The organism is Bacteroides sp. D20, assembly GCF_003436255.1.
GTDB lineage: Bacteria > Bacteroidota > Bacteroidia > Bacteroidales > Bacteroidaceae > Bacteroides > Bacteroides uniformis.
Genome location: NZ_QSOO01000009.1, coordinates 165,168 through 187,379 on the forward strand (window position 1 = coordinate 165,168; position 22,212 = coordinate 187,379).

At 46.7% G+C, this 22,212-nt stretch carries 19 protein-coding genes and 6 tRNA genes; 10 read left to right on the forward strand and 15 right to left on the reverse strand.

Annotated features, from left to right (window positions below):
• Positions 1 to 159 precede the first annotated feature (159 nt).
• Complete coding sequence (locus DXD78_RS11395) at positions 160 to 1,476, forward strand: pyridoxal phosphate-dependent aminotransferase (protein ID WP_009036966.1); 1,317 nt, start codon at positions 160 to 162, stop codon at positions 1,474 to 1,476.
• Between the two features lie 30 nt (positions 1,477 to 1,506).
• On the opposite strand, the gene DXD78_RS11400 is transcribed toward DXD78_RS11395, so the two are convergent.
• A complete protein-coding gene (locus tag DXD78_RS11400; RefSeq protein ID WP_005824658.1) occupies positions 1,507 to 3,087 on the reverse strand; it encodes a SusD/RagB family nutrient-binding outer membrane lipoprotein in 1,581 nt (526 codons plus the stop codon).
• Between the two features lie 20 nt (positions 3,088 to 3,107).
• The gene (locus tag DXD78_RS11405; RefSeq protein WP_009036965.1) at positions 3,108 to 6,215 is read right to left on the reverse strand and encodes a SusC/RagA family TonB-linked outer membrane protein; all 3,108 of its coding nucleotides are present in this window, start codon (positions 6,213 to 6,215) and stop codon (positions 3,108 to 3,110) included.
• 140 nt (positions 6,216 to 6,355) lie between these two features.
• Here DXD78_RS11405 and DXD78_RS11410 point away from each other — a divergent pair, with 140 nt between their 5' ends.
• A complete protein-coding gene (locus DXD78_RS11410) occupies positions 6,356 to 6,949 on the forward strand; it encodes a YqgE/AlgH family protein (protein ID WP_008663291.1) in 594 nt (197 codons plus the stop codon).
• Here the strand turns inward: DXD78_RS11410 and DXD78_RS11415 are convergent.
• From DXD78_RS11415 to recR, 3 genes are read right to left on the reverse strand one after another with little or no spacing between them, the layout of a single operon-like run.
• Positions 6,942 to 7,478, reverse strand: a complete 537-nt coding sequence (locus DXD78_RS11415; RefSeq protein WP_034528745.1) for a GNAT family N-acetyltransferase — start codon at positions 7,476 to 7,478, stop codon at positions 6,942 to 6,944. The genes DXD78_RS11410 and DXD78_RS11415 overlap by 8 nt on opposite strands.
• Positions 7,479 to 7,491: 13 nt before the next feature.
• The gene (locus tag DXD78_RS11420) at positions 7,492 to 7,950 is read right to left on the reverse strand and encodes a hypothetical protein (protein ID WP_009036963.1); all 459 of its coding nucleotides are present in this window, start codon (positions 7,948 to 7,950) and stop codon (positions 7,492 to 7,494) included.
• Positions 7,951 to 7,998: 48 nt separating this feature from the next.
• A complete protein-coding gene (recR, locus tag DXD78_RS11425) occupies positions 7,999 to 8,616 on the reverse strand; it encodes a recombination mediator RecR (RefSeq protein ID WP_009036962.1) in 618 nt (205 codons plus the stop codon).
• 175 nt (positions 8,617 to 8,791) lie between these two features.
• On the opposite strand from recR, the gene yihA reads away from it, so the two are divergent.
• Together yihA and DXD78_RS11435 are read left to right on the forward strand one after the other, a co-directional pair.
• Complete coding sequence (gene yihA, locus DXD78_RS11430; RefSeq protein ID WP_009036961.1) at positions 8,792 to 9,400, forward strand: ribosome biogenesis GTP-binding protein YihA/YsxC; 609 nt, start codon at positions 8,792 to 8,794, stop codon at positions 9,398 to 9,400.
• Positions 9,401 to 9,411: 11 nt separating this feature from the next.
• Positions 9,412 to 10,008 carry a DUF4923 family protein gene (locus DXD78_RS11435; protein ID WP_009036960.1) on the forward strand — a complete coding sequence of 199 codons (597 nt, stop codon included), beginning with the start codon at positions 9,412 to 9,414 and terminating at the stop codon, positions 10,006 to 10,008.
• 72 nt (positions 10,009 to 10,080) lie between these two features.
• Here DXD78_RS11435 and DXD78_RS11440 read toward each other — a convergent pair.
• From DXD78_RS11440 to DXD78_RS11480, 8 genes are all read right to left on the reverse strand, one after another.
• Positions 10,081 to 10,153, reverse strand: a tRNA-Gly gene (locus DXD78_RS11440).
• Between the two features lie 32 nt (positions 10,154 to 10,185).
• Positions 10,186 to 10,267 (reverse strand) — tRNA-Leu (locus DXD78_RS11445).
• Positions 10,268 to 10,294: 27 nt separating this feature from the next.
• A tRNA-Gly gene (locus tag DXD78_RS11450) sits at positions 10,295 to 10,367 on the reverse strand.
• Positions 10,368 to 10,381: 14 nt separating this feature from the next.
• A tRNA-Leu gene (locus tag DXD78_RS11455) sits at positions 10,382 to 10,465 on the reverse strand.
• 40 nt (positions 10,466 to 10,505) lie between these two features.
• Positions 10,506 to 10,590 (reverse strand) — tRNA-Leu (locus DXD78_RS11460).
• 28 nt (positions 10,591 to 10,618) lie between these two features.
• Positions 10,619 to 10,691, reverse strand: a tRNA-Gly gene (locus tag DXD78_RS11465).
• Positions 10,692 to 10,802: 111 nt separating this feature from the next.
• On the reverse strand, positions 10,803 to 11,948 hold the full coding sequence (nspC, locus tag DXD78_RS11475; protein ID WP_009036959.1) for a carboxynorspermidine decarboxylase: 1,146 nt from the start codon (positions 11,946 to 11,948) through the stop codon (positions 10,803 to 10,805).
• Between the two features lie 141 nt (positions 11,949 to 12,089).
• Positions 12,090 to 14,444 (reverse strand): ATP-dependent helicase, encoded by a 2,355-nt coding sequence (locus tag DXD78_RS11480; protein ID WP_009036958.1) that lies wholly within the window; start codon positions 14,442 to 14,444, stop codon positions 12,090 to 12,092.
• Between the two features lie 144 nt (positions 14,445 to 14,588).
• Here DXD78_RS11480 and DXD78_RS11485 point away from each other — a divergent pair, with 144 nt between their 5' ends.
• Positions 14,589 to 15,209, forward strand: coding sequence for a superoxide dismutase (locus tag DXD78_RS11485; protein ID WP_005828364.1), 621 nt, complete (start codon positions 14,589 to 14,591; stop codon positions 15,207 to 15,209).
• Between the two features lie 166 nt (positions 15,210 to 15,375).
• Positions 15,376 to 15,984 carry a thiamine phosphate synthase gene (locus tag DXD78_RS11490; protein ID WP_005836515.1) on the forward strand — a complete coding sequence of 203 codons (609 nt, stop codon included), beginning with the start codon at positions 15,376 to 15,378 and terminating at the stop codon, positions 15,982 to 15,984.
• A 19-nt stretch (positions 15,985 to 16,003) separates the two neighbouring features.
• Here DXD78_RS11490 and DXD78_RS11495 read toward each other — a convergent pair whose 3' ends face one another.
• Together DXD78_RS11495 and DXD78_RS11500 are read right to left on the reverse strand one after the other, a co-directional pair.
• Complete coding sequence (locus DXD78_RS11495) at positions 16,004 to 16,888, reverse strand: sensor histidine kinase KdpD (protein ID WP_005828359.1); 885 nt, start codon at positions 16,886 to 16,888, stop codon at positions 16,004 to 16,006.
• Between the two features lie 512 nt (positions 16,889 to 17,400).
• Positions 17,401 to 17,862 carry a helix-turn-helix domain-containing protein gene (locus tag DXD78_RS11500; RefSeq protein WP_117652727.1) on the reverse strand — a complete coding sequence of 154 codons (462 nt, stop codon included), beginning with the start codon at positions 17,860 to 17,862 and terminating at the stop codon, positions 17,401 to 17,403.
• A 144-nt stretch (positions 17,863 to 18,006) separates the two neighbouring features.
• On the opposite strand from DXD78_RS11500, the gene DXD78_RS11505 reads away from it, so the two are divergent.
• From DXD78_RS11505 to DXD78_RS11520, 4 genes are all read left to right on the forward strand, one after another.
• Positions 18,007 to 18,198: a hypothetical protein gene (locus tag DXD78_RS11505; protein WP_005815678.1), complete on the forward strand. Its 192-nt coding sequence runs from the start codon at positions 18,007 to 18,009 to the stop codon at positions 18,196 to 18,198.
• A gap of 18 nt (positions 18,199 to 18,216) precedes the next feature.
• Positions 18,217 to 18,531 (forward strand): hypothetical protein, encoded by a 315-nt coding sequence (locus DXD78_RS11510; protein WP_117652728.1) that lies wholly within the window; start codon positions 18,217 to 18,219, stop codon positions 18,529 to 18,531.
• A 189-nt stretch (positions 18,532 to 18,720) separates the two neighbouring features.
• Complete coding sequence (locus DXD78_RS21325) at positions 18,721 to 18,924, forward strand: hypothetical protein (RefSeq protein ID WP_025892289.1); 204 nt, start codon at positions 18,721 to 18,723, stop codon at positions 18,922 to 18,924.
• Positions 18,921 to 22,211, forward strand: coding sequence for a DNA primase (locus tag DXD78_RS11520; protein ID WP_117652729.1), 3,291 nt, complete (start codon positions 18,921 to 18,923; stop codon positions 22,209 to 22,211). The genes DXD78_RS21325 and DXD78_RS11520 overlap by 4 nt, the downstream gene beginning before the upstream one ends.
• The last annotated feature ends 1 nt before the right edge of the window (position 22,212 follow it).

A 22,212-nucleotide genomic window follows, 5' to 3' on the forward strand; every position in this document is an offset into this window, starting at 1 on the left:
TCATTCTTTCGTTGCTATCTCTCTCGATTGCGGTTGCAAAGGTAGACAAAATTCTTATATCTGCAATAGCTTGAAAGAAAAAAAATCATCTTTTTTTTAACATAGCTTGATTATAAGAGATTTATGTTACCTTTGCAAAACTAAATTAATATTGAAATCATGAGAAATACTCCTATTGAACGTAAGTTGATAGATGAAACTATCGCAGATTTTCATATCACAGACTTTGCCAAAGCAACCATCCGTGAAGTAAAAGCCATTGCAGCCAATGCCGAAGCGGCATCGGGTGTGGAATTCATAAAAATGGAAATGGGTGTACCCGGACTCCCCCCCTCAGCCGTCGGCGTAAAGGCCGAGGTGGAGGCATTGCAGAATGGTATTGCCAGCCTCTACCCGGACATTAACGGACTTCCCGCCTTGAAAGAGGAAGCAGCACGTTTTATCAAAGCCTTTATCAATGTAGATGTAGCCCCCGAAGGTTGTGTACCAGTTACCGGCTCCATGCAAGGAACTTTCGCTTCATTCCTCACATGTAGCCAGTGCGATGAGAAAAAGGATACCATTCTCTTCATCGATCCCGGTTTCCCGGTACAGAAGCAGCAGTTGGTCGTGATGGGACAGAAATATGAAACCTTTGACGTATATGACTACCGTGGCGACAAGTTGAAAGCGAAGCTGGAAAGTTACCTCAGCAAAGGCAATATCTCTGCCATCGTCTATTCCAATCCCAACAACCCCAGCTGGATTTGCCTGAAAGAAGAAGAGTTGCGCATCATCGGCGAACTGGCAACCCAATATGACGTCATTGTGTTGGAAGACCTCGCCTACTTTGCCATGGACTTCCGCCAAGACTTGAGCAAACCGTTCCAAGCGCCTTACCAACCTTCTGTGGCACACTATACGGACTATTACGTGCTGCTCATTTCCGGTTCCAAAGCTTTCAGCTATGCCGGTCAACGTATCGGTGTCAGCTGCATTTCGGACAAACTGTATCACCGGGCCTATCCCGGGCTGACACAACGCTACGGCGGCGGCACCTTCGGCACAGTATTCATCCACCGCGTACTCTATGCACTCTCCTCCGGCACCAGCCACTCTGCTCAGTATGCTCTTGCCGCCATGCTTAAAGCAGCTAATGAAGATCAATACAACTTTCTTGATGAAGTGAAAGTATACGGTGAACGTGCCCGCCGCCTGAAAGAAATCTTCTTGCGCCACGGTTTCCACTTGGTATACGACAATGATTTGGGTGATCCCGTTGCCGACGGTTTCTATTTCACCATCGGTTACCCGGGCATGAGTAGCGGAGAACTTGCGCGGGAACTAATGTACTACGGTGTAAGCGCCATTTCACTGGTGACCACCGGAAGCCATCAGGAAGGATTACGTGCCTGCACTTCCTTTATCCAAGACCATCAGTACGACCAGTTGGACGAACGTATGGCAATTTTTGCCGAGAATCACCCCATCCAATAAAAAATATCCCTATATAATAATAAGGTATCTCTACCAGTTGATGCCGGTATCCCACCACAATCGGGTACCGGCATTGTCATCTCCACCCAGTGCCTCTACCAAAGCGGCATACTGCTCGGCATTCTCCGTCTTCAGTCCGCCGGGAAAGTTCAGACGGCGAATCATTGTCTCAGTATCTATACACCCGTCTTTACTGTGATTAAAGCGCACGGGGAATAGCCGGGGATACCCCGTCCGGCGCTGTTCCGCCCAAGCTTCACACCCTTCAGGAAACATGGCAATCCATTTTTGGGTAATAATCTTCTCCAGTTTCGTATCCCTATCCGCTGACTCCAGCCAGCGTGGCGAAACCTGACAACGGGCGGTAATATCATTCTCCATATCGTAGGTATCCACAAAATCGGCAGGCAACAAGTCGCTCTCCAGATAAGCATCGGACTGCAAGATGCCATACTGACGGAAAGAAGCCATTACCCCTTCTTCATAGCAGGTTTTCACCGACTCATCGGTCCATCCCCGTAGGGCAGCCTCGGCACGCAGGAACCAGACTTCTGCTGCCGGCATCAACACTGCATCAGTCTGCTGGGTAACTTTCAATTTTGAGAGTGTATTATAATAGTTATGTGCAAAGCATGTACCCTGACGAATGCCGCGATACTCGCCTGCAAACTGTTCATCCTGGCAAGTGGCAAAATAGATTTCACGACGGGGATCTTCATATCCGTTCAGTATGGACTCCATCGGCGCTCCCATATAAGCTTCATTCCAAACAAGGTTTATCTCGCCCAACGGATTGGTATATCCACTCGCCGTGGAAACCGCCACCGACTCGTCCGCCTCCCGAATGACTCCGTATTCATTATCCATCGCTTTACGGAATTCCGTTTTTGCCTTCTCCGGACTGGCTACCGCAATGCGCATGGCAAGCCGCATCCTCAACGAGTTGGCAAACTTTATCCAAGAGTCATAATCACCGTCCAACAACATATCGAAACGCGCAAACTCCGAAGCTCCCGGATGCTCGACAATATAATCGGAAAGTACAGCTACAGCCGTATCAAGTTCACAGAAAAATGCATTATAGACCTCTTTCTGCGTGTCGGGCATATAACGGGCTTCGAGATCGGCAAAATGACTATACACAATAGGGCCGTAATAGTCCGTGACACGGTGCATCACTTCCACCTTCAGTATCTTGGTAATGCCGAAAAAGGCAGGCATGCGATCACGTGTGGCATTCTCCGACTGATATATCTGCGGGAAAACATACTCATAGGTATGTCCCCACATGGCGCTGTTCCATCCATCCTGCAAGTTGTAGTCCGAATTGTGCGAACCTCCATTCAGAGGCTTGGCATCGTGCATGTAACCGCTGAACATGTCGGCATTCAAATTCTGGGTCAACTGAAAAGGCCAGTTCTTCCCCTTTCCGTAGTCGTAATTGAAATAGATGCCTTGCTGGATGATTCCAAGACGGATGCCATGTTCGTTATAGTCGGCCTGCAAGTCCTCGTCCGTCACGCCGGACTTGTCCGTATTGATTTCCTTAAAGTCTCCCGTACAAGCCAGAAACACGAAAACCATGCCAATCAGTACTATAATCCTCTTCATATCAAGTCTCCCTCCCCCTCTTAAAATTCACACTTCAAAGAAAATCCCCAACTACGCGTGGTAGGCATACCGTAGACTTCAATTCCCTGGTTATCGTTGCCCGTAGAGAGTACCAGGTCAGGGTCGAAAGGCGCCTTTTTGTAGAAGAAGAACAAGTTGCGTCCCGAAAAGGACAGTTGTGCCCGCTTGAGGACTTTGGTCTTTTCCATCCAGGCAGCAGGCAGTTGGTAGCCCACGGACAGCTCACGCAGCCTGATGTTCGTGGCATCATACATATAATATTCCGTCACCCCGGCCCGTCCGCCTACAACATTCTTATAAAATCCTTTCACATTATCTATCCGGTTACCTTCAAGCATTACATAACCTTTGTCTCTGGCCCGGGCCGTGACTTCAGAAACGCCATACATATCCATATCCGCCTGCGTCTGGGACAAAATATCGCCTCCAAAGCGACAATCCACCAGAAAATAGAAAGAAAAATTCTTGTAAGACAGCATATGATTCCAGCCCAGCATCAGTTTTGGATTGGCATTGCCCACTTTCACCGTATTGCCATCACCTTCCACCAAAGGCATGCCGGTATTGTCTCCTTCCGTGCCGTAAACGATATTGCCCGCATCGTCACGTACAAAAGCTTTTCCGTAGATGTCACCGATAGAGCCCCCTTTCACCAATTTCATGGCATAACTGGACGAGAAGCTGGTAGGACCGTAAAGAAACTCCTTCAGCGCTTCGTGCAGTGAAATTATCTTGTTGCGGTTGGTGGAGAAGTTTACCTCTGTTTTCCACTTGAAATGGTTTGTCAGCAAAGGAACGGCATCCAATGAAACCTCCCACCCCACATTCTGTATATTACCCGCATTGACATAACGGTAGGCATATTTATCGCCCGACAGAGTGGGAAGCTTGAAGAACTGGTTCCGGGTATTCGTCTTATAGAAAGTGGCATTCAAACCAATGCGGTTCTTTAAAAAACGCGCTTCTATACCCGCCTCAAAGGAATGCGTCATCTCCGGTTCCATATCCTTGAACGGCGCGGCATCACTTGCCAGGAACTCTCCACCCGCCGTGATATGCGAGGAAGGATTTGTGATGAACATGGGAATATCATTGCCCACCATGCTGTATGCCCCCCTTATCTTTGCCAGTGACACCCATCGGGGTAAAGTCATCAGCTTATTGAATATCAGCGAAAATCCCACGGAGGGATAGAAGAACCCGCTTTTCTCATGAGATGTATAAGCCAGCGTGGAAGACCAGTCATTACGGGCCGACAAATCAAGATAGACAAACTCGTTGTAGCCCAGTTGTGCCGTCGCAAACAAGGACTGCAATTGGCGCCGCGCATCAATCTTCTGGTCCAGCCCAGCGGAACCATTCATGATGATATTGGCCAGATTGAACACATTGGCATATTTCAGCGAAGCTGTTTTAGAGTCATAGCGGGTGGAGTTCACTGTCTTGTCATTGATACTGGCACCGAGCGCCGCGTTGAGAGAGAATGCATCCCACTGCTTTTTCATCATCAGTATGGCGTCTCCGTAATATTGGGTTTCCTGATAGTCCATCTCGATATAACGCCCATTGGCTCCCGCTAACGCCGGAGCGGTAGAGGCATAGAACTGCTGGCGCACCTTGTCGTTAATATAGTCTACATTGCCACGGGCCTGCAGGCTTAACCAATCGTTTATCTTCAGATTGGCAGATAAGGAGACTATGACATGCATACGGTTCTCCTTGCTCAATATGCGATTGGTAATCCAGTAGGGATTCTGCTCAAAATCCTCGTAGGAGGTATGCCAATTCTGTATGTTCAGGTTTCTACCCTCATCATAAACCTCGAAGTTCTCCTTATAATAAGAAATATCCTCACCCCGTGGAAAACGGTAGAGCCCCACCAAAGGATTCATGTAGAAACCACCCACGGTAGGCTTGTTCTTCACCACCTGGCGCATCAAGTTCATACTGCCATCTAACTTCAGACGGGAATTCAACAGAACGGAAGTCTCTCTGAAAGTGAGGTTGTGCTTCGAAAGGTTATGTTTCCCAATGATGCCATGCCCCGTAGTATTAGCATAGGAGAAATAGTTCTGCAACTTCTCATTGCCGTGACTCAAGGAGATGGAAGTTATGGAGGTGACACCAGTAGAGAAGAAGTCTCTCAGATTATCGTATTCGGGAAGGTTTGCCCGTTCTCCCCAACTGTCCACACCGTCACTTACTCCATAGCGGTTCTGCATCTTGGGTAGCGCAAAAGCATTGTCGAACATTAGGCTCGTCGAGAAAGAAACACTGCGCTGCCCGTGCGACTGCCCCTTCTTTGTAGTAATCAGTATCACCCCATTGGCGGCCTGACTACCATACAAAGCTGCCGCTGGAGCTCCTTTCAGGATACTGATACTCTCTATATCCTCAGGATTCAGATTGGAAATGCCATCTCCTCCGTCACGGTTGCCGGCATTGGCCGTTCCACCTATGGCAGAGTATGCTTGCTCGGAAGTGGAGTTCAGAATGGGAACACCGTCTATCACATACAGCGGTTGGTTGTCACTCGCCACCGAGCGGATTCCACGGATACTGACTTTGGCTGAGGCTCCCAGACCGGAAGAAACCTGATTAACACGCACACCTGCCGACTTGCCGGTCAACGAAGTAATTAAGTTGGGCATTTTTACTCGCGTCAACTCCTCGTTTTTTATTAAATCTGTGGCGTAAGAAAGAGAATTTTCTTTCTTTTCGATACCCAAAGCGGTAACAATAACGTTATCCAGCTCTATCATATCTTCTCTTAGCGTGATATGAAAGGTCGAACGTCCTTCCACCTCAATATCCTGGGAAATGTAGCCGATAAACGAAACACGAAGCACTGCATTATCGGCAACCACCAGAGTGAATTTTCCTTCCGAATCCGCTATCGCACCATTGGCAGTTTCTTTCTCTTGAATAGTGGCACCGGCCAGCGGAAACCCGCTTTCATCCAGCACACGGCCACTTATCGTCACTTTAGAAAGCTGTATTTCAGAATGTCCCGGACGCTGCATACGCTCCATAAAATCCTCCGGGCAATCCGTCCATCCTATAGAAAACAGCCCTAAAATTAACGTATATAATGTAGTATATTTCATTGCATTAAATTGCCAATTACTTGCAAACTTAAGTATTTTCTCCGAATAAAAAAAGCCATAAAATCTGAGAAAAGAAACTTTTAAAATGAAAAACAGCGAAGAACTTTTGTTTATTGTGGAATATTATGTATATTAGGGGCATGTATAGCAATATAGATCTATTCAAGATAGAAACAAACCATGTGGTTCCTGCCCGGGGAAAGGTCTTGATTTCCGAACCCTTTTTGTGTGACCATATGTTTGGGCGATCCGTCATTCTACTGGTGGACCATACACATGACGGCACAATGGGACTGGTTCTGAACAAACCGCTCCCCCTATTCTTGAATGATGTGCTGAAAGACTTCGACTGCCCGGAAAACATACCTATCTATAAAGGAGGACCGCTCAGCACAGATACGTTGTTCTATCTACACACGCTCAAGGGCATTACCAGAGCATTGCCCATCGGCAAAGGCTTCTACCTGAACGGTGATTTTGAAGCCATTAAAGACTACATCATGCAGGGAAATCCCGTTAAAGGCAGAATCAGATTTTTTTTGGGGTACTCCGGCTGGGAGTACGAACAGCTGGGCCGGGAAATTGAAGAAAACACCTGGCTGGTAGGCAAAGAAAACATCAGTTCGCTAATGGACGAGGCGGCCAGCGGCACACTCTGGAAGAAGGCATTGTGCAAGCTGGGAGCAAAATATGAAATATGGTCGCGCTTCCCCCAGATTCCAACGTTCAATTAGTGCTGCGGAGAAGTTGCAACAGTACGACATCCTTATAGCACCCTCCTACGCGCCACCACTCCCTCAAAAGCCCACAACGCACAAAACCGCAGGATTCAAAAAGGCGGATACTTGCCTCATTATCCACCGAGATATGGACTATCAACTGTTTCAGATACAAGAAACTGAAAACATAGTCGCACAGCAAACGCAGCGCTTCCTTGGCATAACCATTGCCCTGATACTCCTTCCGTATGGCAATACCCACCTCTCCCCGGGCATGCATGGGAGAAAACTCTGTAATATCGATAGTGCCTATCACCGCATCATCCTCTACACGTATAATCATCATACGCAGCTGGCGGTCGGCAAACATATCGCATTCGGAATTCTCAATATATTGTTTCAAGACAAATCTGGAATAGGGTACGGTGAAGTTCGTCACATCCCAAGTCTGGGAATCATTCTCCATAGCATACATCACTTCCAGGTCTTCCGGCTCCATAGCACGGAGACGCACCCTTTCACTGCAGAAATAAGATTTATTCATATCTTCCAGTCGGTTACATTTCTTCTTCTTTATTGATATGCAGTTCTTTACGCAGGCGTCCCTCACCCGGTAGGCAGAACAGAGAAGCCGTCAGTCCTATCAGTGCACACAGTGCACCCGTACTGCTCAACATGATATAATAGGTGAAAAAGCCTGCAAGCACCGGTATGGCAAGCAATGCCAGCCGCACGCCACTCCACAGCGCATAGAGGCGGAGGGCTTCGGGAAGCGTCACTACATCTATTTTCCGGATTAATACCCATGAAAAGAGTTTCAAGGCTATGGGTACGCAAGAGGCAGCCAGCAGAATGGTTACCGTCTCAGCCATATAGGTGGCACGTACATCTCCGGCATACATACCTACCCATCCGCCTCCGGTTTCTCCAAGTAGAACGAGCAGGATGGGAAGCATCCAGAAATAGGCAAAAGTTGTTCGGACACGCGCTGCGGTCTTCTTTATTTGTTCTTCCATTTAGTAAATTGATAGTGGATAATGAATAATTGATAATGGCCCAAACAATCAGGCAGTTCCGGAAAATGGAGTGCGGTTCACAATACTGCGTCCCAGAGTCACTTCATCCGTATACTCCAATTCGTCACCGATGGAAATGCCACGGGCTATGACAGAGAGCTTCACGCCCAGTTTTTCCAGCTTGCGGTAGATATAAAAGTTGGTGGTATCTCCCTCCATCGTCGTGCTCAGCGCAAGAATCACTTCATTGATGCCGCCGGCGGCTACCCGCTGCACAAGGCTTTCTATCTGCAAGTCTCCGGGGCCAATGCCATCCATCGGCGAGATGACACCTCCCAGCACGTGATACAAACCACGGAACTGTTGTGTGGCTTCCACAGCCATCACATCGCGGATGTTCTCTACCACACAAACCACAGAGGCGTCCCGTTGCGGACTGGAACAGATGCAGCACGTCTCCGTATCTGATATATTATGGCATACCTTGCAATATTTCACTTCATGCTTCAGCGTCACGATGGCATTGCCGAACGCTTCCACCACTGCCGTATCCTGGCGGAGCAGGTGAAGAACCAGCCTCATAGCCGTCTTGCGTCCCACTCCGGGCAACTTGGCAAACTCATTTACCGCCTTCTCCAATAATGTAGAGGGAAACTGTCCATTCATACTTAAAATTCTCCTATTGACCACAAAGATAGTGCAAACCGAATGCAGAATAAAATGAACTCGTTCATTTTTTATGCTGAGGTGCAGCCTATCTTCGCTTTCTGGACAAAGATAGTGCAAACTTATGAAATTAGTGCTACCTTTGCCACACGTAAAACCCCAAAAAGGCAACAAAATGGATATTACAAACGCTGAATTCGTCATCAGTAACACAGACGTGCGGAAATGCCCCGCCGGTACATTTCCCGAATATGCTTTCATCGGACGCTCCAACGTAGGAAAATCCAGTCTCATCAATATGCTGACCGGGAGAAAAGGGCTTGCCATGACCTCTGCCACACCGGGAAAGACCATGCTCATCAACCATTTCCTCATCAACAAGAGTTGGTACATTGTAGACCTTCCGGGATACGGCTACGCCAAACGGGGACAGAAAGGGCAGGAACAAATCAAACGTATTATAGAAAGTTATATACTGCAACGCGAACAGATGACTTGTCTGTTTGTTCTTATAGATAGCCGGCTGGCTCCCCAAGCCATCGACCTCGAGTTTACGGAATGGCTGGGCGAGAACGGTGTACCCTTTGCCATCGTCTTCACAAAGGCCGACAAACTGAAAGGCGGCAGACTGAACACCCACATCAACGAATACCTGGAACAGTTGAAGGAACAATGGGAAGAGCTGCCCCCCTACTTCATCACCTCTTCTGAAAACCGCATGGGACGGAAAGAGTTGCTGGACTATATCGAAAGTATCAACAAAAGCCTGAATAGCAAACAATAGACATAAGTAAAATGAAAAGATTAGTTTTTTGGCAACTGTTTGTTGCCGCACTACTGCTGACCGGCAATAGTCACGCACAATCCATCAAGGATTTGTTCAACAAAGAAAATATAGAGAAGGCGGTAAATGCCGTGACCGGCAAGTCAACAGCGGATATGACCGGCACTTGGTCGTATACCGGCTCCGCCATTGAATTCGAATCGGACAACCTGCTGCAGAAAGCCGGCGGTGCCGTTGCCGCCACAGCCGCAGAAAAGAAACTGGACGAACAGCTTGCCAAAGTAGGCATCAAAGCCGGGCAAATGTCATTCACATTCAACGCCGACAGCACATTCAGCGCCAAAGTAGGGCAAAAGAGCATGAAGGGAAGCTACTCCTACGATGCATCCACCCAAAAGGTCAACTTGAAATTCGCCAAGCTGATAGGTATGAATGCCAAGGTCAACGCTACCTCCACAACTATGGACCTGCTGTTCGAATCGGACAAGCTACTGAAACTGATAACCTTCCTCTCCAGCAAAAGCAGCAACTCCACTCTGAAGAGTATCGGCTCGCTGGCCAACAGCTACGACGGAATGATACTCGGATTCTCATTACAGAAACTGTAACAACAACTTCCATACAACAAAAAAATCCCGCAAGCACCGAACAATGCTTGCGGGATTTTTTTATCTGAAAAGAGCGGAAAACGAGACTCGAACTCGCGACCCTAACCTTGGCAAGGTTATGCTCTACCAACTGAGCTATTTCCGCATGGGATGACTCTCCTTTTTTGAGGAGTAAAGTGCCCAGAACAGGACTCGAACCTGCATGCCTCTCGACACACGCACCTGAAACGTGCGCGTCTACCAATTCCGCCACCTGGGCATAAGTCATCTTCAATACATCTGAAAGAGCGGAAAACGAGACTCGAACTCGCGACCCTAACCTTGGCAAGGTTATGCTCTACCAACTGAGCTATTTCCGCAATGTATAAAAGCGTGAAGAGAAGGAGACTCGAACTCCCACGACATAATTGTCACTACCCCCTCAAAGTAGCGCGTCTACCAATTCCGCCACCTCTCCAACTTACTTTCAACAATTCAAAGAACCGACTGCTTTACCTTGGTGCCCAGAACAGGACTCGAACCTGCATGCCTCTCGACACACGCACCTGAAACGTGCGCGTCTACCAATTCCGCCACCTGGGCATAGGTAATTGCAATCTAAACTGCGTTGAGCGGAAAACGAGACTCGAACTCGCGACCCTAACCTTGGCAAGGTTATGCTCTACCAACTGAGCTATTTCCGCGATTGCGGATGCAAAGGTAGATATTTTCCTTAAACCTGCAAACATTCCGCAGACTTTTTTCACACAGAAAAGTGTACATTTTCGCCAGGCATACAAGCAGACTTTTGATTATCAACTCATTCGCCCACGATAATCTTCATAAGAAAATTGCTTGAAAACTTCAGCTTTTCCTTCTTTTGTCCACATTGCAATGGCCGGATGGTGAATTCCATTGAACATATTCGTCTTTACAGTGGTGTAATGTATCATGTCCTCAAAGACGATTCTCTCCCCTATCTGCAGCTCATGGTCGAAACTCCACAGTCCCATATAGTCGCCGCTCAAGCAGGAGTTTCCTCCAAGGCGATAGACGTAAGGGCCCGCATCGCCCATCTCCGCTCCACGCACTGCAGGCTGATAGGGCATCTCCAGACAATCCGGCATGTGGCACGTAAAGCTAACGTTGAGAATGGCGGTACGAATGCCGCGGTTTTCCACGATGTCCACTATCTCCGAGCTCAGCACACCGGTCTGCCAAGTAAAAGCGGAACCGGGCTCAAGAATGATTTGAAGATGTGGATAGCGCCCCTTCAAGCCCTGCAACAGACGGACAAGATGCTCTACATCATAATCCTTACGCGTCATCAGATGCCCGCCTCCTAAATTCAACCACTTAATCTGTGAGAACCAGCGGGAGAATTTTCCTTCCAAGTGCTCCAATGTGTGTTCCAGCTCGTAGGAAGAAGACTCGCAGTGACAATGACAGTGAAAACCTTCAATACCCGCCGGAAGTTCTTCGGGAAGCGGGTCGGCCATTACACCGAAGCGGGTACCGGGTGCGCAGGGATTATAAAGCTCCGTTTCCACCTCAGAGTATTCAGGATTGATACGGATACCGCAGGAAATGCCGCTTCCCTCCGCCACCACTACCGGATAAAAGCGGTGGAACTGCGAAAGCGAATTGAAAGTAATATGGCTGCTGCACCGCATTATCTCCGGAAAATCGGCCTCGGTATAGGCAGGCGAGTACGTATGTGCCTTACTTCCGAACTCCTCCAATGCCAGACGGGCTTCGTAGACGGAACTTGCCGTAGAGTGGTCTATATACTCCCTGAAAATGGGAAAGGAACGCCACATGGCAAATGATTTGAAAGCGAGGATTATCTCCACACCTGCGCGGTCGGCCACACTTTTTATCAGTGCGAGGTTCTTTCTCAGCAATCCTTCTTCCATAATATAGCAGGGAGAAGGGAAAAGGGAAAAGTCTTTATTTGTCATTCTTCTATCTATATTTACTATTCTAAATTGTCCGTATGTATCGTTCTAACTGTCTTTTTTTAAGATACCACGGTCCTACACTTATACCATCATCCTCTTACAAATATCCCGTTTTTGTGTGAGACAAAAGATGCGACTATCCTATGACAGCACTTTGAAACGCGCGAAGCGCAGCAAAAGTTGTTTGTCTCCCGCATTCTTGAAGCGGATGGTGGCTTTCGCATTGTCTCCTTCGCCCTCCACTTTCAAAACTTCACCCAGGCCGAAACGTTCGTGCTCTATCAGTTGTCCCTGCTGTACACAGTTGGCAGACCCGCCGGCAGAAGGCGATGTACTTGCCGTATTTGCAGAAGGCGCCACCCGTTTCAAATTACGTGGAACGGTCGGCGCAATAATCTGCTGTTTCGGTCGTACAGACACACGTTCTTTTCCTCCATACGGAGCATCTTCCCTATCAGGCGCAAAGCCTCTGGCGTTCTCCCTGCGGAAAGCGGCGGCTTCCTCCTCTACCCTGCGGAACATTCCCGCATCCTGAGGCAGACGCAGGAAACGTATATCTATATCCTTCAGGAAACGGCTGGGACTGCCGAACTCCATCTTGCCATACCGGAAACGTGTCTTTGCATACGACAGGAAACAGTGTTCTTCGGCACGTGTGATGGCTACATAAAACAGCCGCCGTTCTTCCTCCAATGCCCGGGGAGAGTCACCCACCATGCCGCTGGGAAAAAGATTCTCCTCCATCCCCACTACAAACACATTCTTGAACTCCAATCCCTTGGCCGAATGTACAGTCATCAGGGTTATCTTCTCATCGTCCCCATCCTTATCCGAATCCTGGTCGGTAAGAAGGGAAACTTCCGAAAGGAAGTCACCCAACAACACGTTCGGGTTTCCTTCCTCCTGCCGTTGGGCACAAAAATCACTCATACCGTTCACCAGCTCCTCTATATTCTCCTTACGGCTCAGATTCTCGGGAGAGTTGTCCTGACACACATCATTGATGATGCCCGATTGGCGAATAATGTCGGCACCGATCTCGTAGGCATTCTTCTCCGCAGCATCTGTGATAAAGGCAGATATAAGTTCGCGGAATACCTGCAACTTTCCCACCGTACCTTTATTGAAGTTCAAGCCATACGCCAACGGCTCACAAAGCACGGTCCACAAACTTACATTGTGCCCGGTGGCGGCAGCAATGATTTTTCCCACTGTCGTATCTCCGATACCCCGTGCAGGATAATTGATAATACGTTTGAAAGCCTCTTCATCATTGGGATTCACTATCAGACGGAAGTAAGCAATAACATCTTTGATTTCCTTGCGTTGATAGAACGACAAGCCTCCGTAAATACGGTAAGGCATACTGCGTTTGCGCATGGCTTCCTCAAAGATACGGCTCTGCGCATTGGTACGGTAGAGTATCGCAAAATCAGAGTAGGCATAGCGCTTTTCACGCCGCAGTTCAGCTATCTTATTCACCACAATATCCCCTTCTTCCACATCACTGTATGCCTGGTACACACCAATGGCCTCTCCCTTCTCCTTTTCCGAGAACACTTCCTTGCGTATCTGCCACTGGTTCTTTTCTATCAGGCTGTTGGCCGCGCGGACAATGGTCTGGGTGGAACGGTAATTCTGCTCCAGCTTGAAGACCTTCGTATCGGGATATACTTTCGTAAAGTAGAGAATATTGTCAATATCGGCACCACGGAAGGAGTAAATACTCTGTGCATCATCCCCCACCACACAGACATGCTGATGGTTCTTGGCAAGTTGCAGCACGATGCTGTGCTGTGCAAAATTGGTATCCTGATACTCATCCACCAGAATGTAACGGAACTGCTCCTGATAACGTGCCAACACCTCGGGGTGGTCTCGGAACAGCAGGAATGTGTAGAACAGCAAATCGTCGAAGTCCATCGCATCCGCCCGCCGGCAACGCTCCCAATATCTCTGGTAGATGTCGCGAAGCGCCGGAACCTTGGCAGCACGGTCTCCTTCGTAAGCCTCCTTGTTGTTGGCATAGCCTGCCGGAGAAACCAGATGATTCTTGGCATTCGAGATACGCGCCTGCACCATCCCCGGCTTGTACACTTTCTCATCCAGCCCCATTTCCTTGATAATGGAACGTATCAAGCTTTTACTGTCTGCCGTATCGTAAATGGTAAACTGCGAAGTGAAGCCGATATGCCCGGCCTCGACATGCAGAATGCGCAGGAACATGGAGTGAAAGGTTCCCATCCACAGATGGCGCGCCCTCTCCGGCCCCATCTGACGGGCTATACGCTCCTTCATTTCGCGCGCCGCCTTGTTGGTAAAGGTCAATGCCAGAATGTTCCAAGGCTGGTAGCCATTCTCCAGCAGATAAGCAATCTTGTAGGTCAGCACGCGCGTCTTTCCCGAACCGGCACCGGCTATCACCAGTGACGGACCGTCATTGTATAACACCGCGTTCCGTTGTCCTTCGTTCAGTTCCTCTATATAATCGGGCATATCCGTATAATCTTAAAATGATGATATTTTTCCTTCCTTTGTTTTTACGGAGGCAAAGATAAAAAAAGCTTCGGAGACGTACGAACATTTCTATAGGTTATAGTGTTTATATAGTAAAGTTCCAAAATTAAATAATTGAAACTTATGAATACAATATTAACGATTTTAATGATAACAGTTATGACTTACGAAATGCCAAAACTTCCCTACACTAACAATGCACTGGAACCTGTAATCAGTCAGCAAACCATAGATTACCACTACGGTAAACATCTGCAAACCTACGTGAACAACCTCAACAACCTCGTTCCGGGAACGGAATTTGAAGGCAAAGACCTGGTAACCATTGTTGCCACAGCACCGGACGGTGCCATCTTCAACAATGCAGGACAAGTGTTGAACCACACATTATACTTCTTACAGTTTGCTCCGAAGCCTGCCCACAGCGAGCCTACCGGCAAGCTGGCAGAAGCCATCAAACGCGACTTCGGCAGCTTTGAGAATTTCAAGAAGGAATTCAACGCGGCAGCTGTCGGCTTGTTCGGCTCCGGATGGGCTTGGTTGTCTGCCGACAAGAACGGCAAACTCCACATCACCAAAGAAGCCAACGGTAGCAATCCGGTACGCGCCGGTCTTGTTCCGCTACTCGGATTCGACGTGTGGGAACATGCCTACTATCTTGATTACCAGAACCGCCGTGCCGACCATGTGAACGAACTGTGGAGCATCATCGACTGGGATGTAGTAGGTAAAAGACTGAAATAAGCAACAAGGTCCCACTAAACATGTTAATGACGCATTCTTGAGCAACTAAGGTTCAAGAATGCGTTTTCTTGTTTAAAATAGCCATCTAACATATTTTAAAGAAATTCTTTGGCTTCTACCATAAGTATTCATTAACTTTGCTAAACTTAAAAGTTAAACAAAAGAAATGAAACTCATCGTAGTAACAGCACCCACATTTTTTGTGGAAGAAGACAAGATTATCACGGCACTATTCGAAGAGGGGCTGGATATTCTACATCTGAGGAAGCCGGAAACTCCCGCCATGTATTCAGAACGGCTTTTAACGCTGATACCCGAAAAATACCATAAGCGCATCATTACCCATGAGCACTTCTACCTGCAGGAAGAGTTCAGCCTGATGGGGATTCATCTAAACACCCGCAATCCCAAAGAGCCCCACGACTATTCGGGCCACATCAGTTGCACCTGCCATTCACTGGACGAAGTGCAGAACAAGAAGCATTTCTATGACTATCTGTTCCTAAGCCCGATATATAATTGCATCACAAAGTCCGGAGTCACGTCCGGCTTCACAGCCGAAGAGTTGCGGCAAGCAGGAAAAAGTAAGGTCATAGACAGTAGAGTCATGGCTTTGGGAGGCATTACTCCCGACAACATACTGGAGATTAAGGATTACGGATTCGGTGGTGCCGTTGTAATGGGTGACTTATGGAATAAATTCAATGCCTGCACCGACCGCGATTATCTGGAAGTAATCCGCCACTTCAAGAAGTTGAAGAAAATGGCTGATTGAGCCTTCTTGGACTGGCAAATCAAAATTTACCGTACTCTTTGTATTCAATACCGGCAGGCAACGTGAAATAGAAGGTGGAGCCTTCCCCTTTCTTAGACTCCACACCGATACCTCCCCCATAGTGCTCCACAATAGATTTGGTGATGGAAAGCCCCAACCCCGTACCTTTGATATTGTAGTTCATCTTCACAAACCGTTCAAAGATGGCATGTCTTCCCACTTCATCGATACCACAGCCTGTATCTGCCACATAAAAATAGAAGTTATGGTTGCTCAATCTCCTGCAACCGATTTTCACACTGCCCATCTCCGTAAACTTCAAGGCGTTCCTCACCAAGTTACCTATGACTTGGGCAAAACGCACGCGGTCTACCACCAAACGGCATTGAGGCAGCCGTTCTACAAACTCCACCTGAATGCCCGTGGGATGCGAGCGCATATTCTCCGTCGTACAGACTTCATCAATCAGCGCGTTTACATCCACTTCTCCATCGTTATATTCCAGAGTATTTGCCTCAATCTTCGAATAGTCCAGCAAGTCATTGACCAGTTGCAGCAGCGAGTCCTTGTTATCATTAATCTCCTTCAGAAAAGCCATACGGGTTTCTCTGTCCAAATTATCCATTTCGGCAAGCATAGTTGTAAAGCCTACAATGGCATTCAAAGGAGTACGAATTTCGTGAGTCATATTAGCGATGAAAGCATTCTTCAGCTGGTTGGATTCTTCGGCAACCTCATTGATGCGCTGCAACGTCTTCAACCTTTTGCTCTTGCTGATGGAAATGATTATCATGATGACCAAAAGCAGAATGACAATTATCCCAAAACTATATACCAATGCTTCATTATTCTGATAGAAGTCATTCGTCCAAACATCGTATGCTGCCGTAATTGTCAATATCATCGTTTTTTGCTTGCTTATTGGAAACTATAAAATTATGGGAAGCAAATATACTAAAGAAAATACAAATAAATTAATAGAAACTACAGTTTTTTCCAACAAAATAGGCCGCATGCCATTACCAAGTAAAGCATGCAGCCCATAAATGTCATTATTCAGTATTATTGAAATCAGCCTTCAATGGCAGCCTGCGCCACTTTAATATTATATTGACAATCAGTTATCTAAATGCTTAGGGAAAACAAATGGAAAACGCTTGTCTTACCTATATAAATTAAAGAAGCTGATTTCTTAGAGATTTTCCTCTACTGCAGCTTGCGCGTCTTTAATACTATATTGATTTTCTTTTATTTACAGATAGAGAGTAAACAATTAGAAAACAATCTGTTAGTATCAAGACTTTCTCTTCTAAGAATCAAGCTATGGCTACTATATTATTTTTATAAATGGTGAACACCGTTAATGGTAAAGTCTTATTCTACTACATGCAAATGGCCATTACCATTCTTTTAAAATTACATGTCTTTTCTCCTTTCTTTTAATAGTTCAATAATTATATCTTTATCCTTCAGGTTTGAATCAAGACGTAAAATCTGTGAGTTCAGACTTTCTATCTGCTCTTTCAGAAGCTTGATTGTTTCCCTCAGGTTTTCTGTTTCTTTCTTTTCGCTGGATAACTGTACGGCCAGTTCCGCATCGCCTATCAGATTATTTGCATTTCCGTCTAATGCAACGGCAGCAAGGTGTGCCGATATATTATGCTGTCTCGGACAGAAAAGGGAAAAGAAATTGAAGTCCAATGCTTCGCTGACTTTAATAAGTCTGTTTGTCTCCATAGTCTCCCTTTCCAGTATGCGGTTTATGTGCTGCTGCGGTACACCTATTTTACGCCCAAGCTCAGATTTGCTCAATCCAAGCTCGTTGCGTCTTTTGTCGATAGCCTGACCTACATGCACGTGTTTTATGTCATTATCCATGCGATTCCTTCAATAAATACATCTTAAACAATAAATCATCAAACAAATATTTGGTTATATAAACCATTTTATGTTACTTTGTGGTGTAACCTATTCATTTGGTGAATACAAAGTTAAACATTAAATATTAAACATCCAACAATTATGTCTGAAAACTTAGAAAAAATCCGTCCGGCACTTGTTGCCCTTGAAGTAGGTGAATCCGTTTCATTCCCCATTTCACGTTTGAAAAGCGTCCGTACACAGGCCTCAGAGCTTGGTGCCATCTATAACCGTCAGTTCAAGACCAGGACTGACAGGGAAAACCAAACCATCACGGTCAAACGAACAGTATAGAAACCAAATCAGGTTTATATGAAGATATTACAGTTTCTGGACCATCTTATACCATACGAAACATTCCTGAATGACCTCTCCTCCAGAATTGTCAGGCAATTGAAAGCCGATAAGGATGATCCTGAATTCATCAGCCAGAGGAAGGCATACGAACTGTTTGGCCGCAGGAATGTAGAAAGGTGGAAACGCCAGGGAAAGGTGGTTTCCTATAAAAGACCGGGTAAGGTGGAATACCGCACAGCAGACCTCAGGCTTCTGCAGCGTACCACCCAGGACTATTTTGATGAAAGTCAGCCGAAACTGGCAGAAAAACTGGTCAAGAAAGATAAATGATAAACATATTATGGCTAATACTCCAATATTGATAAACTTTATTTGTTTAGTTTAGCCGTGATACTCTATGAAATATAAAGAAAGCAATTATAGTAGGTATAGGAATGTGCGTCAGTAACCTTTGTTCACCAGCTTAACAATAAAGCCGGACAGATGTTTGTATCGCACATTCATAATGATTTTATAATAATGAAAGAAATCAGACCAGCGTGCGATCCAAACGGTGTCTATTCAGTCAAGCGCACCTGTGCTGAACTCGGTATCAGCAACAAGACACTCAAAAAATACAGAGATAACGGATATATCCAACCGCTTAATCCTAATAATGTCAGCCGTCCGAAATACTCCGGCCAGTCAATAATCGATTGTTGGAACCTGCTCAGTACGTTATGATAAGCGAAACAACCATACGGAAAGTAAGGGAACTTGCCATAGAAGACGTACTCAGTCCTTATGTCAGACTGTCCAGAAAAGGTTCAACACTGATGGGACTTTGTCCTTTTCATTCCGAAAAGACCGGTTCCTTTGCCGTTACCCCAAGCAAGAATCTCTTCCACTGTTTCAGTTGTAATCGTGGTGGTGATTCCATTACGTTTATAATGGAAAAGGAAAACCTTTCCTTCTGTGCCGCCGTGGAATTTATCGCCAGAAACCATAATATTCCGGTAGAATACATCAGTGAAGAGCGCAGTGAGGAACAGATGGCCGAAGCCAGGCACCGGGAATCACTTCTGACAGTTCTCGATACAGTCCAGAGCTTCTTCCTTCAATGCCTCAGAGCAACAGACAAGGAAGAAAGCCTTGATGCCAGGGCCTACGCATACAGCCGGTGGCATGAGGAGTTCTGTGCCTTTGCCGGAATAGGCTATGCACCTAAGGACGGCCAAACCTTCATGGATTTCTGCAGAAGTAAAGCATTGAGTGAAGAACTATTGTACGAACTAGGCATGTTCAAGCGTGGCGAGGACGGAAACACATACGCCATGTTCCGACAGCGTATCATGATTCCCGTGAGAAACAGATGGGGACGCATCATTGCCTATACTGCCAGATACATCGGAGACAACAGGAAAGCTCCCAAGTATATCAACTCGGCAACAAGCATGATTTACTCCAAGGGAGAAACAGTATTCGGCATTGACCGTGCCGCCAGACTGCGTGATGCCGACTATTATATCATTGTGGAAGGTGCTCCTGATGTCCTGAGAATGCAGTCAATTGGATACGACAATACAGTAGCGTCACTTGGAACAGCATGGAGTAACAGCCAGTTTGAGCAGCTGAAGAAATATGTATCCTCACTCTGTTTCATTCCTGATTCGGATATTGCGGAAGGCAAACCATACGGACCGGGATTTGAGGCGGTGATGACCAACGGAGCTGCAGCCATAAGAAAAGGATTCCATGTAACAGTCAGGGAACTTCCTTTTGCAGAAATACCATCCGAGACAGAAGGAGAAGTACAATATGCAAAGAATGATGCCGACAGCTATATTCGCAGCAGGGAGGATTATACCTCACTTCAGGAAAAGCATTTTATCATCTGGTTGGCACAGAAACGTTTTCTGGTAGCCGGTTCCATGGTAGAGGAAAGAAAATGTGTTGCGGAAATAGCAGACCTGTTGCGCTATATAAAAGACCAGCTGGTATATGACCAGTGCATAGAACAACTTTCCAGACTGCACGGCAAGGTAAAGCTATGGCGTGATGCCGTTACCCAGGCACGTGGGGAAGCCAGGAGAAGGAACGACAAACCTGCGGCCATGAACGAGATGCAGCGTGAAGCTGAACTGCTGCGCCAGTTCGGTCTGTTCGTCAGGGAAAACTGTTACTACTCCATCGGTGAAGATGATGATGAGCCGTCAAGAATCTCCAACTTCATCATGGAACCGCTATTCCATATCGAGGATGAGATAAACGGAACCAGAATCTTCCGTATGAGGAATATGTACAATGTATGCAGGGTCATAGAACTGAAGGAGTCAGAACTCTGCTCACTGAGCAACTTCCAGCAGAAGGTCGGCTCACAGGGCAATTATGTATGGCTGGCCAAGATAGACAAACTCAACCGTGTAAAGGAATACCTGTATTCAAAGACCGATACGGCAGAACGTATCAGAAAGCTCGGCTGGAATGCGGCTGAAGGATTTTTCGCTTTCGGTAACGGCATATTCCTTGCAGGTACATTCAATACCGTTGATGATTTGGGTATAGTCCGTGGTATCAATGGCAAGGCCTTCTATATACCGGCCACTTCAAAAATCTATCTAAACAATCCGGAGATATTCCAGTTTGAAAGACTCATGGTACATGAGAACCGTAACGGGATAAAACTGTATGATTACGTAAAAAGACTGATGGAAGTATTCGGTGAGAATGCAAGCGTAGCTTTCTGTTACCTGCTTGCCACCCTCTTCCGTGACATCATATTCAGACGCACCCGACACTTTCCCATCCTGAACCTTTTCGGTGAGAAAGGAACCGGTAAGACAACCCTGGCTGTTTCCCTCCAGTCCTTCTTCCTGCACGGAGTTGATCCGCCCAATCTCGGTGTAACTTCCGTACCGGCCATGAACGACCGTGTATCACAGGCAGTCAATACACTTGCCGTACTTGACGAATACAAGAACGACCTCGACATACGCAAGATAGCCTATCTGAAAGGACTTTGGGGCGGTGGCGGTCAGACCAAGAAGAATACGAATACGGACGGGATGGCAGCACAGACCATTGTCACAACAGGTGTAGCCCTTTGCGGTCAGGACAAGCCGACACAGGATATGGCACTCTATACCCGTGTCATCTTCCTTGCCTTTTCAAAGACATCATTCAACCAGAAAGAGAAAAGAGTCTATGAAGACCTCGTATCAGTCTGCAACATGGGACTTACCCACCTCACCCTGGAGATACTGGGACACCGGGAACTGTTTGAAAAGAACTTTCCGGAAATATACTCCATCACCAAGCGTGAGCTGGCTGCGAAATTGGAAAATGAAACTATCCATGACCGTATATTCGGGAACTGGGTTATTCCACTGGCCACTTTCAGAACACTGGAGACAGTCATTGACGTGCCTTTCAGTTATGCGGAGCTTTTTGAAATAGCAGTCAAAGGAATACGCAACCAGAATGAGTTGGCACAGGAAAGTTCGGAGATAGCGGACTTCTGGAGTATGCTTCAGGGATTCCAGACTTCAGGGAAATGTATCGAGAAGGCACATTATCGTATAAGGTATATGAAATCTTTCCGTCCGTTGTCGGTAAAGGAAGATATAGAGTTTAAGGAAGCACGCCCTATTCTCTATCTGAACACGGCAGCCGTGGCATCACTGTTCAACAGCCGGAATGCAGGTTCAACTTCCAACCGTTCAAACTGGTCCACCATCATGTCTTACCTGAAATCCCATGCTTCATATTTGGGGTTGAAGCAGGACAGATTCACCATACTTCTGCCAAGCGGACTTCCTGACTATACCATCGACATTGTAAATGGAGAGCAGGTGAAGAAAGTAAAGGTAAACCGACCAAAGGCTTTATGCTTTGATTATCTCCAACTGAAAGAGACTTTCGGGCTGGATCTTGAAACTGAGGTTGTAGCAGAAAACCAGGAGGAAATACCAACGGAAAGCAATGCTATAGACCTGCAACAGCTCAAACAGAATGAACTGCCTTTTGTATAAA

Bases quoted from the DNA above. Each gene is read 5' to 3' on its own strand.
- DXD78_RS11395 (WP_009036966.1), top strand. From the start codon at position 160: ATGAGAAATACTCCTATTGAACGTAAGTTGATAGATGAAACTATCGCA.
- DXD78_RS11400 (WP_005824658.1), bottom strand. From the start codon at position 3,087: ATGAAGAGGATTATAGTACTGATTGGCATGGTTTTCGTGTTTCTGGCT.
- DXD78_RS11405 (WP_009036965.1), bottom strand. From the start codon at position 6,215: ATGAAATATACTACATTATATACGTTAATTTTAGGGCTGTTTTCTATA.
- DXD78_RS11410 (WP_008663291.1), top strand. From the start codon at position 6,356: ATGTATAGCAATATAGATCTATTCAAGATAGAAACAAACCATGTGGTT.
- DXD78_RS11415 (WP_034528745.1), bottom strand. From the start codon at position 7,478: ATGAATAAATCTTATTTCTGCAGTGAAAGGGTGCGTCTCCGTGCTATG.
- DXD78_RS11420 (WP_009036963.1), bottom strand. From the start codon at position 7,950: ATGGAAGAACAAATAAAGAAGACCGCAGCGCGTGTCCGAACAACTTTT.
- recR (WP_009036962.1), bottom strand. From the start codon at position 8,616: ATGAATGGACAGTTTCCCTCTACATTATTGGAGAAGGCGGTAAATGAG.
- yihA (WP_009036961.1), top strand. From the start codon at position 8,792: ATGGATATTACAAACGCTGAATTCGTCATCAGTAACACAGACGTGCGG.
- DXD78_RS11435 (WP_009036960.1), top strand. From the start codon at position 9,412: ATGAAAAGATTAGTTTTTTGGCAACTGTTTGTTGCCGCACTACTGCTG.
- nspC (WP_009036959.1), bottom strand. From the start codon at position 11,948: ATGACAAATAAAGACTTTTCCCTTTTCCCTTCTCCCTGCTATATTATG.
- DXD78_RS11480 (WP_009036958.1), bottom strand. From the start codon at position 14,444: ATGCCCGATTATATAGAGGAACTGAACGAAGGACAACGGAACGCGGTG.
- DXD78_RS11485 (WP_005828364.1), top strand. From the start codon at position 14,589: ATGAATACAATATTAACGATTTTAATGATAACAGTTATGACTTACGAA.
- DXD78_RS11490 (WP_005836515.1), top strand. From the start codon at position 15,376: ATGAAACTCATCGTAGTAACAGCACCCACATTTTTTGTGGAAGAAGAC.
- DXD78_RS11495 (WP_005828359.1), bottom strand. From the start codon at position 16,888: ATGATATTGACAATTACGGCAGCATACGATGTTTGGACGAATGACTTC.
- DXD78_RS11500 (WP_117652727.1), bottom strand. From the start codon at position 17,862: ATGGATAATGACATAAAACACGTGCATGTAGGTCAGGCTATCGACAAA.
- DXD78_RS11505 (WP_005815678.1), top strand. From the start codon at position 18,007: ATGTCTGAAAACTTAGAAAAAATCCGTCCGGCACTTGTTGCCCTTGAA.
- DXD78_RS11510 (WP_117652728.1), top strand. From the start codon at position 18,217: ATGAAGATATTACAGTTTCTGGACCATCTTATACCATACGAAACATTC.
- DXD78_RS21325 (WP_025892289.1), top strand. From the start codon at position 18,721: ATGAAAGAAATCAGACCAGCGTGCGATCCAAACGGTGTCTATTCAGTC.
- DXD78_RS11520 (WP_117652729.1), top strand. From the start codon at position 18,921: ATGATAAGCGAAACAACCATACGGAAAGTAAGGGAACTTGCCATAGAA.